This is a genomic window from Bacillus sp. TH25 (assembly GCF_016650935.1).
Lineage (GTDB): Bacteria > Bacillota > Bacilli > Bacillales > Bacillaceae_G > Bacillus_A > Bacillus_A mycoides.
Genome location: NZ_JAEKEU010000039.1, coordinates 631827 through 645173, shown reverse-complemented (window position 1 = coordinate 645173; position 13347 = coordinate 631827). Strand labels below are relative to the sequence as shown.

Here is a 13347-nt window from a genome sequence, read left to right as displayed (position 1 = left end):
TAGCCGATTCAAATTATTGACAAACAACACCTGCACGCTTTGCAGACTCCACAGTGTTGTGAAGAAGCATTGTAATAGTCATTGGGCCGACTCCTTTTGGCACAGGCGTAATGTAACCTGCAACGTCTAATACATTGTCAAAATCAACATCACCACAAAGTTTGCCTGTTTCTAAACGGTTAACACCAACATCAATTACAACCGCACCCTCTTTAATATAGTCAGCTGTTACCATTTTCGGTCGTCCAACGGCTACGATTAAAATATCAGCTAACTTCGATAATTCTTTTATATTTTGCGTCTTAGAATGACAATATGTGACAGTTGCATTTTCATTTAAAAACAGTTGCCCCACTGGTTTACCAACAATATTACTTCTTCCAATTACAACAACATGCTTTCCAGAAATATCAAGATTCGTTTCTTTTACTAATTCTAAAATGCCATGCGGTGTACATGGAAGGAATGTGTCTTGTCCCGTCATCATACGTCCTACGCTGATTGGGTGAAATCCATCTACATCCTTTTCCGGTGAAATTCTTTCAATGATAGCTTTTTCTTCAATATGTTTTGGTAAAGGTAATTGTACCAATATGCCATTAATGCGGTCGTCTCCATTTAAGCGATCGATTTCAGCAAGCAAACGCTCCTCAGTAATCGTTTCAGGAAGTTCAATTAGCTCTGAATAGATTCCTACTTGCTCACAGCCTTTTTCTTTTCCTTTTACATAAGAACGAGATGCTGGATCTTCTCCAACTAAAATAACTGCTAATCCTGGTACAATCCCTTGCTCTTTTAACTTCACAACTTTTTCTTTTAATTGTGCTCGTTTTTTCTCCGCAACTTCATTTCCTTTGATGATTACTGCTACCATTTTAAGTTTCCCCCTTAAAGAAATTACAGTGTATCTTTTATATTAGATAAAACGCCGTTAATAAAACGACGAGATTCCTCATCCCCAAATGTTTTTGCGATTTCAATTGCTTCGTTAATTGTTACATTGTGCGGAATTTCTTCCATGTATTTCATCTCACACACAGCTACACGTAAAATACTGCGATCAACAATACTAATACGCTCAAGCTTCCACTTTTTTAAATTTTGACGAATTGCTGCGTCAATCTCTTCTTTGTTGTCTACAAATCCTACAACAAGTGATTCTAGAAACTCATTTGTTTCTTCGCCTTCATCTAGCGTATTTTCCACCGCTACTTTCGGTTCTAATTCACCTGTAATATCCATTTGGTATAATGCTTGCATTGCTCTTTCTCTAGCCGTCCTACGTTTCATTGTAACTCTCCTTTATACTTCAAGTCTTTCCTTATGTTTTGTTATATTATTATAATTTATAAGCCGTCAATTCACTTACTCTTGCAGTTTTCATTGATTTTCCAACCTTATAATACAATGATAATAACACAATTTATCGTTTCACACACGGGGTACAAGGCTGAAAAATAATAAAAAGATTAACTTCAAGTTCCATATCTTATCACAATGTACGTTTTTTGGAAAAATGAAACGTACCGTTTTATTTTTCTTTTTTTTTGAAATAGTATAATAATTAGAGGGTTTTAATTTGTGAAGAAATGAAACGATAAAAAAGATGCCTATTTTACTAGGCACCTTTTTCCACTCTTACACTGGTTCGATTTCTGTTTTTTGTGTTTCGAATGTTACGCCAACGATGTGAACGTTCACTTCTTTTGGCTCAAGTCCTGTCATTGTAAAGAGTGCTTGGCGAATATTGTCTTGAATTTTTTGTGCAACAACCGGAATTGCTACACCAAAATACATCACAACATAAAGGTCAACAATAATATCTTCGTTTGCTAATTCAACCTTTACACCTTTACCATGATTTTTCTTACCTAACTTCTCAACAACATCTGTAGCAAAATTACCACGCATTGCCGCTACACCTTCTACTTCAGCAGCTGCAATACCTGCAATTACTTCGATTACTTCTGGTGCAATTTCTACTTTTCCAAGAGTTGTATCTTGACCCATATCTAACATATGTTCAGCCATGAAAAAAACCTCCTTTAATGTATCACTGCGTCACAAGTTCATGCTCTTCCAAAAATTTCGTGTTAAACTCACCTTTTACAAAATCAGGATGCTCTAGCAATTGCAAATGGAACGGGATTGTTGTATGTACGCCTTCAATGACAAACTCACTGAGCGCTCGCTTCATTTTTGCAATTGCCTCTTCACGTGTTTTTCCGTGAACAATTAATTTAGCAACCATCGAATCATAGAAAGGTGGTATTGAATATCCCGGATATACAGCTGAATCGACGCGAATACCAAATCCGCCTGGTGGTAAGTACATTTCTACTTTACCTGGAGATGGCATAAATTTTTTGGCAGGGTTTTCCGCATTAATTCGACATTCCATTGCCCAACCATTAAATTGTACTTCTTCTTGCTGTAACGATAACTTTTCTCCAGAAGCAACAAGAATTTGTTCTTTAATTAAATCCATCCCTGTTACCATTTCAGTAACTGGATGTTCAACTTGGATTCTCGTATTCATCTCCATGAAATAAAAGCTTTTCGTTTTATATTCATAAATAAACTCAACCGTACCAGCACCTGTATAATCAACCGCTACCGCCGCTTTAACTGCTGCGTCACCCATTTGCTTGCGAATATTCTCATCAAGTGCAGGTGATGGACTTTCTTCTAATAGTTTTTGCAGACGGCGCTGAATTGTACAATCACGCTCTCCTAAATGAATGGCATTTCCATGTGTATCTGCCATTATTTGAATCTCAACATGGCGGAAATCTTCAACGTACTTCTCCAAGTATACACCAGGGTTCCCAAAAGCGGTACTGGCTTCTTGCTGTGTAATTTGAATTCCTTTTACAAGCTCTTCTTCATGGCGCGCAACACGAATACCTTTTCCGCCGCCACCTGCAGTCGCTTTAATGATAACTGGATATCCAAGTTGATTAGCAAGCTCGATCGCTTCTTCGGTATTTTTAATAATCCCTTGTGAACCTGGTACAATCGGAACCCCTGCTTCTTTCATTGTATCACGTGCAACGTCTTTTGTGCCCATCTTTGAAATCGCTTCTGGGCTTGGACCGATAAAAATCAAGTTACACTCACGGCATAATTCTGCAAAATCTGCATTCTCTGCTAAAAATCCATATCCCGGATGAATTGCATCACAACCTGTTAATTTCGCAACACTAATAATGTTCGTCAAATTTAAATAGCTTTCTTTTGAAATCGTTGGTCCAACACAATACGCTTCATCTGCAATTTGCACATGAAGTGACTCTTTGTCTGCTTCTGAATAAATTGCAACTGTTTCAATATCCATTTCTTTACAAGCACGAATAATTCGTACAGCAATTTCCCCACGATTGGCTATTAATACTTTTTTTATCATCACAAAGACTCCCTTATTACGCTTTTACAAGAAATAGCGGTTGTCCATACTCAACAAGCTGTCCGTTATTAACAAGAATTTCAACAATTTCGCCCTCTACATCTGCGTCAATTTCGTTAAATAATTTCATAGCTTCAACAATACATACGATAGAATCTTTCGATACTCTGTCCCCAACACTTACATATTGAGGTGTATCAGGCGAAGAAGAGGAATAAAATGTCCCTACCATCGGTGATGTGATTTTATGTAGGTTTTCATCTTGAACAACTTTCTTCTCTTCTTGTTTTTGCACTTCTACTTGCGCTGCCGCTACTGTTGTTTCTACTTCAACAGATGCTGCTGGTTGTACTACCTGTTTCGTTACCGGTGCTTGCGCAGCAACAACTTCATTACCACGTTTTTTCATTTTGATTGCTGTACCGTCTTTTTTGTATTCAAATTCATCAATATTAGAGCTATCAATTAATTTAATTAATTCACGAACTTCTTGAATTTTAAACATGTAAAATCCACTCCCATACTCTTGTTTGTCCCGTTTTTACAGATTGGCATCAAACTGATTTACTGTAAAAATACGATGTATTCTATTAGAAAATTTATTCCTATGACATTTACTAATAGAAATATTTACTATTCCCATCTTACGCTAAATTTTTTAAACATTCCAATTTATATTTCTTTATTATAAATCGAAACTCCTGTAAAAATATTATTCCACCAAAAAATTATTACCTAGTAATAATACCAAGTTTCACACAAAATTGGCAAGACCACTTCCTAAAAAACATTCTTTACTTTTTCAAAACTGTAAAGTGTAAAAGCGTAATTCCCTCAGCATTCTTCATTTTATCTACGGTAAAAAAACATATTTTTACCAAATATTATTTTTTGTTTACGCGCCGTTCATTATTCCTTCATAAAAGAATAGTATGTTCAAAGTGTAGCAAATTTATTGTAGTGAGGTGCGGACATATGATATGGCTCATCCTGTTCTTGCCTGCCGTAGTGATTTGGACATTGGTCCTCTTCATTCACGTCAAATCTGGAAAAACTAATCACCATCATCACGAACCATTAATCTTTTACTCACAGCGTATTTCCCCGTTTCCAATTGAAAATACTAAATACAACTGCAAAGATGAAATAGAAAAAAGCTATCGAAAACGATAGCTTTTTTCTATTATTCTTTTATCTAATTTGAAGCAGCAACACCTATTATAATTTCAATTTATTTTACTGATGGATCAAATTTCACACCTACATCTTTTGGACCACCTTCACTTCTTACAAGCTGAATAATTTTATTCGCTTCTTTTTGTGAATGCTTTGCCGATTTAACTGTTACTTTAATGTCCGTTCCATCAGCTCTTACAAGAGCATCCTTATATCCGCCTTGAGATTTAATCACTGTCTCAAGTAATTGTTGCTTCGTTTCCATCGTAGTGATGGCATCAAGATTATCTTTCGCTTTACTCTTTTCTTCTGCTGAAGATTTTGATGACTTCATTACATTTTGTAACTTTTCTTTCTCTACACTACGCTGATCTTCCATTTGCATACGTAGCGCTGTAAAATTCTCATCGCTTGATTGAACTGTTACGCTAGCCTCTTTTTTACTTGTTTCTTTTTTGTCATTCTCTTTTTTGTCTGTTTCTTTATTTGTAGTTTCCTTGCTTGTATTTTCTTTTGTTGTCTCTTTATTTGTAGTTTCTTTCGTTGTTTCTTTTGTAACTGCTTTATCAACACCTTGCTTTTCTTGTCCCATCTTTTCACCCGTTGCCGGTGCTGCTGTATTCATTTTATCAGGAGTTGTTACGTAATAAACAGATAGTACAACCACTAAACTTAACATCGTTAATAGCCAAACCGTTTGTTTTTTTAACACTTTATTTCCTCCCTATCAATTTTTCGGTGATACTGAAACGCGATGAGCTGGTACATCTAATAATCGCGTCACAGCTTCTTTTACCATTGCTTTTATTTGTATATTATCCACTCCCTTTGCTACGACCAGAACACCTCGTACTTTCGGTTTCTCTGTTCGCAAAACAATTGGAGTTTCTTTATCACCTTCACGTATAATGACTGTCTTTTCATCAAGAGACTCGTCTTCTACTTCCCTTTTCCCGCCTGCTTTATCAGTTTCACCTGTCGTTTGTGAACGTTTTACTGTATTTTTCTCGAGTATTTTTTCTTCAGATGAATCTAAGTTCACTTTAATAGTTACATCTTTTACTCCGGCTATCTCTTCTAAAGAAGCTTTCAATTCTTGTTCATACGCTTTTTCGTATTTTTCTACATTTGACATATTATCATTGTTTTTTTGACCGAAAGTTGGTACATCTTTATCTTGGCTTTGACTTGTCTTTTCGTTAAACACAGGCACTTCTTCTTTTTTAGGTGATAAGTAATTACTAGAAAACATAAGCGCAATCCCAAGTATGAGTAGGACAAGCAAAAACTTAGGTGTTACCTTTTTCCCCTTCTCATTACTTTCTTTTCCATCCCCATTTAATAGGTTTCGAAAAAATGAGAACCTCGAATTTTTATCTTTATTGTCCATTTACGCTACCTGTCCTCCCTTCCATCTGAACTTGGATTTGTTTATCCTCTAGTTGCCACCTGCTTGAAAAGAAATCTTTCATTTCTACATTCGTTTCTTCTATTTTTTTTGGAGGTTCTTTCATATTAATTTCAATGGGCTTTACTGTTTCGATTGCATCATTTTTACTACGTTCTTTTTCTTTCAACGTCACAACAACAGATTGAATATCTTTCGCTGACTTTACTTCTTCTGCATGTTCCACTGCAACTATTTGTATTTCAGAGACTGTCATACCATACTTTTTCTCAAACTCTTTTCCTACGTCTTTTTTCATTTTGGTAGCCATCTCTTCTAAACTATATGCACGTGTTAGAGCTTGTATTTCTTTTTTCTTCGAATCTATCGAATTTTTTACAGATCCGTCTGCTACGTACTTCTCTTCATTGAAATTTGCGATAACTTCATTTACATCTGTTTGTAACAACTTAAATAGAGGCGTTAAAATTAATACGACTAACAATAGACTTACAACGAATTTAACGTACTTTTGCAAATTTGAATTTGGAAGAATAAGATGAAGCATTGTCGCTAAGAGTAAAAAAACGATAATATTTCTAATCCACTCTGTAACAAATTGCATACTCTTCACCTCCTACCGCATCATGAGAGTAATGTTCCCGGCAGCAATAATAATTGTGATACTTAAAAAGAACATAAATGATACGATAGCTAAGCAAGCAAATACGTAAATGATACTTCGTCCAATGATATCTAAACATTGAATAATTGCTCCTCCGCCTACTGGTTGCAATACTGCTGCTGCGAATTTATAAATAAACGCGATACAAAAAATTTGAATCGCTGGGAAAGCGACAATTAAGCATAAAATAACGAGCCCGATAATTCCGACTGTGTTTTTTAATAATCCAGATGCACTAATAACAGTATCCGCCGCCTCAGTAAACATCCTTCCTACTACAGGAATGAAGTTTCCTGTTACAAATTTAGCCGTTTTCACAGCTATACCATCAGCAACGGCTGACGCTGTTCCCTGTACAGATAATACGCCTAAAAAAACCGTCAAAAAGATACCAATAATCCCCACACTAACGTTTTGCAAAAGCTTGGACAATTTCGTAACTTTATATTGATCACTCATCGTGCTTACAATACTTAATATAGTTGCAAGTAATAAAAGTGGTAGAACGATATAGTTCATAAGAAGCCCACTCGTATTCATTAAGAAAATGATGATTGGATGAAAAAATGATACAGAAACAACACCGCCGCCTGTTGCTACGAGTGCAAGTAAAATTGGTAATAACGCTAGTATAAAATCTACCATTGTTTGTATCGTCTCTCTTGCATATGTCATAACGACATAAAAACTATTTAAAGCGAAAATAATAAGTACCATGTATACGACTGCATCAGCGATTTTACTCACGCTACTCTTTGAAAAAGCAGATTGCAACGATTGCAACAATGCACTGAAAATCGTGAGCATAATGAGCGTTCCAAGTAACTTTCCATTTGCAACAAGCTCATGAAATAAATATTTTAGTAGACCTATCATCCACTCTTTTATGGAGAACTCTTTTTCTCCCTTTACAAACTCCATAAAGCTTCCTTTTTGACTCTCTGGTAAATAGCCTCCATACTTTGTAACAAGCCCGTCCCAAAATTGCTTCACATCTTCAATTCCGAGCTTATCCAATTGTTGATCAACGACGTTTGTTTCTATAGGAGAAGCTTGTACAACAATCGGTAAAGAAAAGAAAAGGAAGCAAGCAAATAATAGCTTAGCTCCAAACTTCCTCAACATTCACTCCCCCTTATCCCGTAGGTAAAAAACCGAGAATTGTTTCAATTACAACCGTCAAAATAGGAATTGCCATGACGAGAATTAAGATTTTCCCAGCTAATTCAATTTTCGAAGCGATTGCACCTTGACCAGCATCCTTTGTAATTTGCGCACCAAACTCAGCGATATAAGCAATCCCTATAATTTTCAATAACGTTTCTACATATACGTTGCTAACCTTCGCTTCACTCGCCACTCTCTCAATCATTTGTAAAATAGAATGAATTTGATCGATTAAGAGAAGAAACATCATGCTACCAATGAACACAATAAATAACGATGTAATACTAGACTTATGCTGATTTAAAACAGCAGCTAAAAATGTAGCAACGAGGCCTAATCCGACAATTTGTATAATTTCGATTCGAACCGCCTCCTTTACTGGAAGAGAAAGACACTTTTAATCTTGTCGAATAGAGTATTAATTAAAAATGCAACATGAAACAAAATAACGACAAAACCGACAAGGATAACCCAATTTGCAATATCCTCTCGCTTTAATTCTTTTAGTACAGTATGAATGAAAGCTAAAACAATGCCGATTCCGGCGATTTGAAATATTAATCCAACATCAATGGACATCGCCTTTCTCCCCCCTATAGCAGTAAAATTACGATAAGTAGCCCTGCTAGTACCCCTAAACTCTTTATCATTTTTTCATATTGTAGTTGTAATGCTTTCGCTTCTCCTTCTTCTCTCTCCAAATGTGTAATACATAAGCGAATATGTTTTTGCTGTGATTCACGATCATGTTGTCCAAGTGTTTCACCAAATTGTTGTAAGATTTCATACTCGGTTTGTTTAAACGCCGTTAACGTCCAGTTCTCCTTCAAACTATCAATCCAAGCTTCTCTAACTGTTTGCTCCCCGTCCTCTAGCCGTTTCGAAAAGCTTTGAAATATCCAATTTAACGGCTTCGGCATTTGTTTGACTAAACGCTCTGCAGCCTCAGATAACGGCGTGTGTCCATACATAATTTCAGCTTCTAATGATTGCAATGCTGCCTTCAATAACCTAAGTTGCCGCGGTCTCTCACTGTACCTTTTAGCGTATGAAAATCCGAAAAAAGTGCTAACAGCAACTATTAATACCGCACCAAATATTTTCACCATACGCCTTGAGCCTTTCTATGAGGTAATACTGATTTTCCATATTTATCTTTCACTTGCATAACCGTTCCTGGCCCTCTCGCTTTTGATAATTCCACAAACCTATCAAATACACCAAGTTCCAGCACCGCCTGTAACGATGGACGTTTCACAACATCATCATAAGAAAATCCATGTGCACTTATAAAAAGCTGAACACCTGCATGTACCGCCTCCATAATCGCTTCACTATCTTCTTTACGTCCAATTTCATCTACGATTAATATGTCTGGGCTCATAGAACGAATCATCATCATCATTCCTTCAGCTTTTGGACAAGCGTCTAATACATCTACTCGCACGCCAAAGTCATATTGCGGGATTCCTTTCACACAGCCCGCAATTTCTGATCGTTCATCAACAATCCCCACTTTACATGAAGGAATTTTCGAAGCACTTACACCTTGACTCATACAGCGTGCTACATCTCTTAAAAGTGTTGTTTTCCCCGTTTGCGGTGGGCCGATTACCATCGTGTTTAACCATCGCGATTCATAAAGATATGGCAGAAGCGGCTCAGCAATCCCTATTTTTTGACGGGCAATACGAATATTAAAAGAAGAGACATCCCGAATCATTTTCACTGTACTTTTTTCTGTAATGACTTTTCCAGCTAGGCCAATTCTATGTCCTCCTCGTAGTGTCACATATCCACGTTTCAATTCCTCTTCCATCGTATAAATTGAGAATTGACTTAATTTATTCAATAAATGGATTGCATCTTCCGCTGTAGCGATATAGTCATAGAAAAACACTTCTCCATGTGCAATACACTCTAGTGGCCTTCCAATTCGAACGCGAATTTCCTCTAGAGTATCGTATTGCTTACAACCTTCAACTAACTGTTTCATCGTTTTCGGTAAAACTTCTAATACTTCTTTCATAAGCTTCTCCCCACTATACTCGACTTACTATTTCAACAACGCGATAAAAATGCAGCCAATTCCAAGTGCTAGAAAAAAGAGTTTCAAGAAAGAAATCTCACTTGCTACACTCGCTATGCCAATTGTCATTGTTAAAATTAATACGGTCGGTCCAACAAACGCCAACATACCATTTATAAACAATGCTTTCTTTGCATCATTCACGTAAAGCATAAGCAAAGCGGCGAATATTTCCGCGCTTCCTGAAAACAACCGAAGTAACCCCATAACAAGCACGGATGTTTCCATTGCCGCTAGCCACTGTTTCATTCTCCCACCTTCTCCCATAACAGTTACTACTTCCTTATTCTGAAAAAGAATATATTTGTACAACCATATGCAGAGGTTGTCTATTTCAGAAGTAAAAACATAATTTTTCTCTATCGACTTGATTTAAAACTGAATATTCCAATTAATTTATGGTATATTTAATAGAAAAGGAGCATAGATGATGAAGCAAGTTACTTTATTACCGCTCGATTTACGATATGCAAATGTGATTTTTGAGCTATCAAGCAATCCACATGTAAAAAATGCATTAGGGATAAAAGTAGAATCAGTGGAAGATACAAAGGCGTTCATTCTTTTTGCAATTGGAGAGGAACGAAAAAAACACTCCTTATCAAGAGTGATTGTAAGTGAGGAAAATGAAATAATTGGCCTCACGACACTTAAACATATTAATTACGAAAAAAAGCACTCACATATTGGAAGTTGGCTCGGCTATCAATATTGGGGAAGAGGATATAACGAATCTGCTAAAAAAGAGATCTTTAAAATCGCTTTTTTAGACTTGCAACTTACATACGTATTTGCCGGTGCTAAAACGACTAACATTCGCTCTTTAAAAGCACAAGAGAAACTACCTTACATTTCATTACATGTGGAAAAACAATTTCTAGACGTACATGCTGCTTTAGAAAAAGAAGTAAAATCACCTTGCGTACTGCATGTTGTATCATGCGAAAAATTTTCAAATTGGTTGAAAGTACAAAATGAGGGGGGAAAATATGAAGGGATTGAAAATTAGTTTAACAATTGTAGTAGAATTAGCTATTATTTATCTTTTTTCAAAAATGGTTGGCTGGTCATTTATGGAGAGCTTTTTCCTTGGCAGTCTAGCAATATTTGCAATTACGTGGTTAATTATTATGAGTAACTTTAGAAATAACAATATGGATCATGTAACGAATAAAACTTTTACCGGTATTGAAACTGGTGAAATACGCCCGTTTCAAATTGTTTTGACTCCATATATTATGGGTACCCTTTCACTCGTCACAGTTAGTTTTGTTATAACCGCAATTTACTATCTTCCCTACTTCCTATAAAAAAAGCACTCGTGATAATCACGAGTGCTTTTCTACTATGCACGAGAAACGTATTTACCTTCACCAGTGTTGATGATAAGCATTTCGCCTTCGTTAATGAAGATTGGTACTTGTACAACAAGACCAGTTTCTAATTTAGCTGGTTTTGTTACGTTAGAAGCTGTGTCACCTTTAATACCAGGCTCTGTTTCTGACACTGCTAATTCAACTGTGTTCGGAAGTTCAACACCAAGTACTTCATCTTGGTATGTCATAATAGATACTCCCATGTTTTCTTTTAAGAATTTTAATTCGCGCTCGATTTGGTTTTCGCCAAGTTCGATTTGCTCATAAGTTTCGTTATCCATAAATACGTGAGACTCACCGCTCGCGTATAAGTATTGCATACGACGGTTTTCGATGTGTGCTTTTTCTACTTTTTCACCTGCACGGAATGTTTTCTCTTGAACAGATCCTGTGCGAAGGTTACGTAGTTTAGAGCGAACGAATGCAGCACCTTTACCTGGCTTTACGTGTTGGAAATCCATTACTTGCCAAAGGGCATTGTCCACTGAAATTGTTAAACCTGTACGAAAATCGTTTACTGAAATCATGTAAAAAAATCCTCCTGTGTATTACAAAATAATAAGTTCTTTTGGTGATTTCGTTATTACTTCATTACCTTCACTTGTTACAATGATATCATCTTCAATACGTACCCCGCCAACACCTGGAATATAAATACCTGGTTCTACTGTTACAGCCATACCTGGTTCAAGTACTGTATCAGAACGGAACGCTAAACCTGGTGCTTCATGGATTTCAAGACCGATTCCATGACCAGTAGAGTGTCCGAAGTATTCACCATATCCTTTTTCCGTTATGTAATCACGCGTTAATGCATCAGCCTCACGACCCGTTAAACCAGCTTTAATACCGTTCACACCACGTAGTTGTGCTTCTAAAACGATATTATAAATTTCTTTTAATTTATCAGATGGTTCACCGACTGCAATCGTACGAGTAATATCAGAGCAATATCCTTTGTAATAAGCGCCGAAGTCTAATGTAACGAAATCTCCTTTTTCTATCACTTTTTCAGATGCCACGCCGTGCGGTAATGCCGAACGAAGACCTGAAGCAACGATAATATCAAACGAAGAAGATGTTGCTCCTTGTTTTCTCATGAAAAATTCAAGTTCATTTGACACTTCAATTTCAGATACTCCCGGGCGAATGAATGATAGAATATGCTCAAAGGCAGCATCTGCAATCTGTGCAGCTTCCTTTAATATCTTAATCTCTGAATCAGTCTTTATCAAGCGTAACTTTTCTACAAGCCCAGAAGTTGGGATGAATTCAGCTTCGATCGCTTCATTATGCGTTACGTAAGAGCTATATGTAAGAGTATCTTGCTCAAATCCTAGCTTTTGAATTCCAAGTTCTTTAACTTGTTTCGCAACTTCATCAAGAATTAATCCTGCATGCTGCACTATTTCGTATCCAACCGCTTGCTTACTAGCTTGCTCTACATAACGGAAATCTGTAATAAATAGAGCACGCTCTTTTGAAATTAGTACAACACCAGCTGTTCCTGTGAAATTCGCCATATATCTACGGCTATGTTCATTCGTTAATACGATACCGTCAATACCAGCCTCATCAAACGCACTTCTTAATCTCTCGATCTTTTCCATTACTTTATGCCTCCCTCAATTTCTCCATTAATGCAAATAACGCTAACTTATAGCCATAAAAACCAAATCCAACAATTTGTCCCGCACAAACAGCCGCCGTCACAGATTCGTGACGGAACGATTCACGCTGGTGAATGTTAGAAATATGTACTTCAATAACAGGAATCGAAATGCTCGCAATTGCATCTCGAATCGCATAGCTATAATGCGTAAATGCTCCAGGATTTAAAATGATCCCTTCATATATATCTTCAGCCTCATGAAGACGATCGATAATAGCACCTTCATGATTCGATTGGAAACATTCTAACTCCACTCCCATTTTCTCTGCTTCGTGTTTCATATCTGTTTCAAGCGTCGCTAACGTTCCTTTTCCGTATACATTTACTTCCCTAACGCCAAGGCGATTTAGGTTAGGACCATTTACGAGGAGTAACTTTTTCATTTTCTT

At 36.6% G+C, this 13347-nt stretch carries 20 protein-coding genes; 3 read left to right on the top strand and 17 right to left on the bottom strand.

The window, feature by feature from the left end:
* Nucleotides 1-13: 13 nt before the first annotated feature.
* The 5 genes from folD to accB form a co-directional block, all read right to left on the bottom strand.
* On the bottom strand, nucleotides 14-874 hold the full coding sequence (folD, locus tag JFT89_RS27260) for a bifunctional methylenetetrahydrofolate dehydrogenase/methenyltetrahydrofolate cyclohydrolase FolD (RefSeq protein WP_002067081.1): 861 nt from the start codon (nucleotides 872-874) through the stop codon (nucleotides 14-16).
* Between the two features lie 23 nt (nucleotides 875-897).
* Nucleotides 898-1290, bottom strand: a complete 393-nt coding sequence (gene nusB / locus JFT89_RS27255) for a N utilization substance protein NusB (protein WP_002067080.1) — start codon at nucleotides 1288-1290, stop codon at nucleotides 898-900.
* Between the two features lie 348 nt (nucleotides 1291-1638).
* Complete coding sequence (locus JFT89_RS27250; protein ID WP_000807630.1) at nucleotides 1639-2031, bottom strand: Asp23/Gls24 family envelope stress response protein; 393 nt, start codon at nucleotides 2029-2031, stop codon at nucleotides 1639-1641.
* 22 nt (nucleotides 2032-2053) lie between these two features.
* Nucleotides 2054-3406, bottom strand: coding sequence for an acetyl-CoA carboxylase biotin carboxylase subunit (gene accC, locus JFT89_RS27245; RefSeq protein ID WP_002067079.1), 1353 nt, complete (start codon nucleotides 3404-3406; stop codon nucleotides 2054-2056).
* Nucleotides 3407-3422: 16 nt separating this feature from the next.
* The gene (gene accB, locus JFT89_RS27240; RefSeq protein WP_016096122.1) at nucleotides 3423-3911 is read right to left on the bottom strand and encodes an acetyl-CoA carboxylase biotin carboxyl carrier protein; all 489 of its coding nucleotides are present in this window, start codon (nucleotides 3909-3911) and stop codon (nucleotides 3423-3425) included.
* 470 nt (nucleotides 3912-4381) lie between these two features.
* On the opposite strand from accB, the gene JFT89_RS27235 reads away from it, so the two are divergent.
* Nucleotides 4382-4579, top strand: coding sequence for a hypothetical protein (locus JFT89_RS27235; RefSeq protein WP_012261697.1), 198 nt, complete (start codon nucleotides 4382-4384; stop codon nucleotides 4577-4579).
* 58 nt (nucleotides 4580-4637) lie between these two features.
* Here the strand turns inward: JFT89_RS27235 and JFT89_RS27230 are convergent, their stop codons facing one another.
* Genes JFT89_RS27230 through JFT89_RS27190 form a run of 9 tightly spaced genes read right to left on the bottom strand, consistent with a single transcriptional unit; the run spans nucleotide 4638 to nucleotide 10159 of the window.
* On the bottom strand, nucleotides 4638-5294 hold the full coding sequence (locus JFT89_RS27230; protein ID WP_002067104.1) for a SpoIIIAH-like family protein: 657 nt from the start codon (nucleotides 5292-5294) through the stop codon (nucleotides 4638-4640).
* Nucleotides 5295-5309: 15 nt separating this feature from the next.
* Entirely contained in the window at nucleotides 5310-5972 is a 663-nt protein-coding gene (gene spoIIIAG, locus JFT89_RS27225; RefSeq protein ID WP_002067103.1) for a stage III sporulation protein AG, read from the bottom strand.
* Nucleotides 5962-6594, bottom strand: coding sequence for a stage III sporulation protein AF (gene spoIIIAF / locus JFT89_RS27220; RefSeq protein ID WP_002015059.1), 633 nt, complete (start codon nucleotides 6592-6594; stop codon nucleotides 5962-5964). The genes spoIIIAG and spoIIIAF overlap by 11 nt, the downstream gene beginning before the upstream one ends.
* 12 nt (nucleotides 6595-6606) lie before the next feature.
* Nucleotides 6607-7779 carry a stage III sporulation protein AE gene (spoIIIAE, locus tag JFT89_RS27215; protein ID WP_002067101.1) on the bottom strand — a complete coding sequence of 391 codons (1173 nt, stop codon included), beginning with the start codon at nucleotides 7777-7779 and terminating at the stop codon, nucleotides 6607-6609.
* A gap of 10 nt (nucleotides 7780-7789) precedes the next feature.
* Nucleotides 7790-8173 (bottom strand): stage III sporulation protein AD, encoded by a 384-nt coding sequence (gene spoIIIAD / locus JFT89_RS27210; RefSeq protein ID WP_078172833.1) that lies wholly within the window; start codon nucleotides 8171-8173, stop codon nucleotides 7790-7792.
* Nucleotides 8174-8196: 23 nt separating this feature from the next.
* Nucleotides 8197-8400 (bottom strand): stage III sporulation protein AC, encoded by a 204-nt coding sequence (gene spoIIIAC, locus JFT89_RS27205; protein ID WP_000020914.1) that lies wholly within the window; start codon nucleotides 8398-8400, stop codon nucleotides 8197-8199.
* A gap of 14 nt (nucleotides 8401-8414) precedes the next feature.
* Nucleotides 8415-8930: a stage III sporulation protein SpoIIIAB gene (spoIIIAB, locus tag JFT89_RS27200; RefSeq protein WP_002088574.1), complete on the bottom strand. Its 516-nt coding sequence runs from the start codon at nucleotides 8928-8930 to the stop codon at nucleotides 8415-8417.
* The gene (gene spoIIIAA, locus JFT89_RS27195) at nucleotides 8924-9850 is read right to left on the bottom strand and encodes a stage III sporulation protein AA (RefSeq protein WP_002067099.1); all 927 of its coding nucleotides are present in this window, start codon (nucleotides 9848-9850) and stop codon (nucleotides 8924-8926) included. The genes spoIIIAB and spoIIIAA overlap by 7 nt, the downstream gene beginning before the upstream one ends.
* A gap of 27 nt (nucleotides 9851-9877) precedes the next feature.
* Nucleotides 9878-10159, bottom strand: coding sequence for a YqhV family protein (locus JFT89_RS27190; RefSeq protein WP_000816054.1), 282 nt, complete (start codon nucleotides 10157-10159; stop codon nucleotides 9878-9880).
* Nucleotides 10160-10337: 178 nt separating this feature from the next.
* Here JFT89_RS27190 and JFT89_RS27185 point away from each other — a divergent pair, with 178 nt between their 5' ends.
* Together JFT89_RS27185 and JFT89_RS27180 are read left to right on the top strand one after the other, a co-directional pair.
* A complete protein-coding gene (locus JFT89_RS27185) occupies nucleotides 10338-10919 on the top strand; it encodes a GNAT family N-acetyltransferase (RefSeq protein ID WP_002067098.1) in 582 nt (193 codons plus the stop codon).
* Nucleotides 10900-11220, top strand: a complete 321-nt coding sequence (locus JFT89_RS27180; RefSeq protein ID WP_002015052.1) for a hypothetical protein — start codon at nucleotides 10900-10902, stop codon at nucleotides 11218-11220. The genes JFT89_RS27185 and JFT89_RS27180 overlap by 20 nt, the downstream gene beginning before the upstream one ends.
* A gap of 35 nt (nucleotides 11221-11255) precedes the next feature.
* On the opposite strand, the gene efp is transcribed toward JFT89_RS27180, so the two are convergent.
* The 3 genes from efp to aroQ are packed head-to-tail and all read right to left on the bottom strand — an operon-like array spanning nucleotide 11256 to nucleotide 13341.
* A complete protein-coding gene (gene efp, locus JFT89_RS27175) occupies nucleotides 11256-11813 on the bottom strand; it encodes an elongation factor P (RefSeq protein WP_002015051.1) in 558 nt (185 codons plus the stop codon).
* A 21-nt stretch (nucleotides 11814-11834) separates the two neighbouring features.
* Entirely contained in the window at nucleotides 11835-12896 is a 1062-nt protein-coding gene (gene pepQ / locus JFT89_RS27170) for a Xaa-Pro dipeptidase (RefSeq protein WP_002015050.1), read from the bottom strand.
* A 4-nt stretch (nucleotides 12897-12900) separates the two neighbouring features.
* Nucleotides 12901-13341, bottom strand: coding sequence for a type II 3-dehydroquinate dehydratase (aroQ, locus tag JFT89_RS27165; protein ID WP_002015049.1), 441 nt, complete (start codon nucleotides 13339-13341; stop codon nucleotides 12901-12903).
* Between the last annotated feature and the right edge of the window lie 6 nt (nucleotides 13342-13347).

Excerpts from the sequence above, each read along its gene's own strand:
- JFT89_RS27180 (WP_002015052.1), top strand. The coding sequence starts at position 10,900 with ATGAAGGGATTGAAAATTAGTTTAACAATTGTAGTAGAATTAGCTATT.
- spoIIIAE (WP_002067101.1), bottom strand. The coding sequence starts at position 7,779 with ATGTTGAGGAAGTTTGGAGCTAAGCTATTATTTGCTTGCTTCCTTTTC.
- JFT89_RS27190 (WP_000816054.1), bottom strand. The coding sequence starts at position 10,159 with ATGAAACAGTGGCTAGCGGCAATGGAAACATCCGTGCTTGTTATGGGG.
- JFT89_RS27235 (WP_012261697.1), top strand. The coding sequence starts at position 4,382 with ATGATATGGCTCATCCTGTTCTTGCCTGCCGTAGTGATTTGGACATTG.
- spoIIIAB (WP_002088574.1), bottom strand. The coding sequence starts at position 8,930 with ATGGTGAAAATATTTGGTGCGGTATTAATAGTTGCTGTTAGCACTTTT.
- folD (WP_002067081.1), bottom strand. The coding sequence starts at position 874 with ATGGTAGCAGTAATCATCAAAGGAAATGAAGTTGCGGAGAAAAAACGA.
- JFT89_RS27185 (WP_002067098.1), top strand. The coding sequence starts at position 10,338 with ATGATGAAGCAAGTTACTTTATTACCGCTCGATTTACGATATGCAAAT.
- accC (WP_002067079.1), bottom strand. The coding sequence starts at position 3,406 with ATGATAAAAAAAGTATTAATAGCCAATCGTGGGGAAATTGCTGTACGA.
- spoIIIAG (WP_002067103.1), bottom strand. The coding sequence starts at position 5,972 with ATGGACAATAAAGATAAAAATTCGAGGTTCTCATTTTTTCGAAACCTA.
- aroQ (WP_002015049.1), bottom strand. The coding sequence starts at position 13,341 with ATGAAAAAGTTACTCCTCGTAAATGGTCCTAACCTAAATCGCCTTGGC.
- JFT89_RS27250 (WP_000807630.1), bottom strand. The coding sequence starts at position 2,031 with ATGGCTGAACATATGTTAGATATGGGTCAAGATACAACTCTTGGAAAA.
- nusB (WP_002067080.1), bottom strand. The coding sequence starts at position 1,290 with ATGAAACGTAGGACGGCTAGAGAAAGAGCAATGCAAGCATTATACCAA.
- spoIIIAA (WP_002067099.1), bottom strand. The coding sequence starts at position 9,850 with ATGAAAGAAGTATTAGAAGTTTTACCGAAAACGATGAAACAGTTAGTT.
- accB (WP_016096122.1), bottom strand. The coding sequence starts at position 3,911 with ATGTTTAAAATTCAAGAAGTTCGTGAATTAATTAAATTAATTGATAGC.
- spoIIIAF (WP_002015059.1), bottom strand. The coding sequence starts at position 6,594 with ATGCAATTTGTTACAGAGTGGATTAGAAATATTATCGTTTTTTTACTC.
- efp (WP_002015051.1), bottom strand. The coding sequence starts at position 11,813 with ATGATTTCAGTAAACGATTTTCGTACAGGTTTAACAATTTCAGTGGAC.
- spoIIIAC (WP_000020914.1), bottom strand. The coding sequence starts at position 8,400 with ATGTCCATTGATGTTGGATTAATATTTCAAATCGCCGGAATCGGCATT.
- pepQ (WP_002015050.1), bottom strand. The coding sequence starts at position 12,896 with ATGGAAAAGATCGAGAGATTAAGAAGTGCGTTTGATGAGGCTGGTATT.